Consider the following 1,496-nt stretch of genomic DNA (forward strand, 5'->3'; position numbering starts at 1 on the left):
CGCCGAACACCGGCACGGCGCGGGCCGGGGCGCCCGGCACCTGCTGTGCGTGGCCACCGGGCACCGGGGTGTCGGTGGCGCGCTCGTCCTCGACGGCCGCCTGCACACCGGGAGTTCGGGCCTCGCCCTGGAGGTCGGCCACCTCACCGTCAATCCCGAGGGCCGCGTCTGCCACTGCGGCAGCCGGGGCTGTCTCGACGTCGAGGCCGACCCGCTCGCCCTCCTCATGGAGGCCGGACTCGACCCCGGCCCCGAGGTGTCCCTCCTCGCCCAGGCCGACGAACTGCTGCGCACCCGGTACGCCGAGCCTGCCGTACGCGCCGCCGCCGAGACGCTGATCGACCGGCTCGGGCTGGGGCTGGCAGGGCTGGTCAACATCCTCAACCCCGACCGCGTCATCCTCGGTGGACTGCACCGGGGCCTGCTCAACGCCGACCCCGAGCGGCTGCGCGCCGTCGTCGCCGAGCGCAGCCTGTGGGGACAGAGCGGCAGCGTGCCCATCCTGCCGTGCACCCTGGACCACGACAGCCTGGTCGGCGCCGCCGAACTCGCCTGGCAGCCGGTGCTCGACGACCCGCTGGCGGCCCTGCGGTGACGGCGGAGCTGTGGGACGTCTCCCGCCTCCGCTTCGAGGAGACCGCCCCGCCGGCCCTCACCGCCGCCCAGCGCACGACGATGGACCACCGCTGGACAGCCGCCGTGACCGCCAACCCGACCCTGTTCGACGGTCCGGTGGCCGCGCTCACCGGGTTCGAACGGGACGACGCGGGCGGCCTGTCGGTCTGCTGGACGAGGCTGACGTACCGTTACCGCGTCCTGCGCGGGATTCCGGACGCACCGGCCGTGGCGGCGCTGTTCGTGACGGTGCTCCAGCCCTGTGACGGCGGGCGCCTGCTGGTGGGGCGGATGTCGCCCACCACCTCGGCCCCCGGCCGGTGGCAGACACCTGGCGGCACGCTCGAACCTCCGGGCGACGGGGCCGCGTTGGACCTTGATGTGCTCCGGCTGCACGCGGCCCGCGAGCTTGCCGAGGAGACCGGCTCCGAGACCGCCGCCGACGCCCTCGTACCGGGCCCGGTGGTCCTTGACGCTCGGGGCAGCTTGGGTTTCCTCTTCGTCGCCCCACCACGTCCCGCGTGCGAACTGCGGCATCTCTACGCGGAATTGGCGCGGGCCGAGACCGCGTCAGGGGTGGACCCGGAGTTCGACCGGGTGGAGCTGATCGGCTCTTTGTCCGAACTCCGAGCACTGCCGGGCCCGTTGGCGTCCTACCTGGAGTTGGCGGCGGGGCGGTTCCTCGGGGCGTAGCGCCGCCCGGTACGGCGCTGGGGCGTGGTACCGGGCACGCGTTCCGTTCGGTCAGCCGGGGACGGCCGACGTCGCGGAAGCCGCTGCCGCCACCACGGGCGGCGCCGGTTCAGGGGCCACGGGTTCGGCTGCCGCGTGGGCCAGGGCGGGTTCCGGCGCCGGGGTGCCGGTGGGGGCGTGGGCCACGG

At 75.0% G+C, this 1,496-nt stretch carries 2 protein-coding genes; both read left to right on the forward strand.

Translation table 11 applies throughout. The features are described from left to right. Positions 1–595: ROK family protein (locus tag GT030_RS13720; RefSeq protein ID WP_161201357.1), on the forward strand; the 595-nt coding region annotated here is incomplete at its 5' end. Next, positions 592–1,308 carry an NUDIX domain-containing protein gene (locus tag GT030_RS13725; RefSeq protein ID WP_161201358.1) on the forward strand — a complete coding sequence of 239 codons (717 nt, stop codon included), beginning with the start codon at positions 592–594 and terminating at the stop codon, positions 1,306–1,308. The genes GT030_RS13720 and GT030_RS13725, both read left to right, overlap by 4 nt. The last annotated feature ends 188 nt before the right edge of the window (positions 1,309–1,496 follow it).

The sequence above is a fragment of the Streptomyces sp. SID1328 genome, from assembly GCF_009865595.1.
GTDB lineage: Bacteria > Actinomycetota > Actinomycetes > Streptomycetales > Streptomycetaceae > Streptomyces > Streptomyces griseoluteus.